This is a genomic window from Myxococcus sp. CA039A (assembly GCF_013336645.1).
GTDB lineage: Bacteria > Myxococcota > Myxococcia > Myxococcales > Myxococcaceae > Myxococcus > Myxococcus llanfairpwllgwyngyllgogerychwyrndrobwllllantysiliogogogochensis.
The window spans coordinates 1-386 of the sequence record NZ_JABUMQ010000844.1 but is presented as its reverse complement, the minus strand read 5'-3'; the positions used below and the strand labels follow the sequence as shown (position 1 = coordinate 386).

Here is a 386-nt window from a genome sequence, read left to right as displayed (position 1 = left end):
GTCCACCATGTCCTTCTTCAGCAGATAGTCGTACTTGCGCTGCAGATGCGCGCGCGCATCGCCGCCGTCGTACCAGCTGCCATTGCGCTGGAACCGGCACTGGGAGCCGTCCAGGCTGGCGATCAACTGGGCGATCTCCCGCCGCGCGTCTGCACCGGGTGCGGCCTGGGCAAGGGGCGCTGCCAGCAGTACCGCAAGAATCAACAAAATCCGGTACGTCATCATCCCTCCAAGTCAGTCGAGCAGGGCTCGACTCTACAGGTCGCGCGCCTTCAGCCAACCATCGATCGTGGCCGGCACTTCGCGCTGCGCGCGCCCGGACACGTAGATGCCGATATGGCCACCGCGGAAGCTGGACTCGGTGTAGTCGTCCTTGCCCAGGCGCC

Annotated in this window: 1 protein-coding gene; it reads right to left on the bottom strand. The window is 65.3% G+C overall.

All coding sequences use genetic code 11. The features are described 5' to 3' along the window. Window positions 1-225, bottom strand: a 225-nt coding sequence (locus tag HR086_RS47885) for a DUF5329 family protein (protein ID WP_217442293.1), incomplete at its 3' end; no start/stop codon positions are given. Between the last annotated feature and the right edge of the window lie 161 nt (window positions 226-386).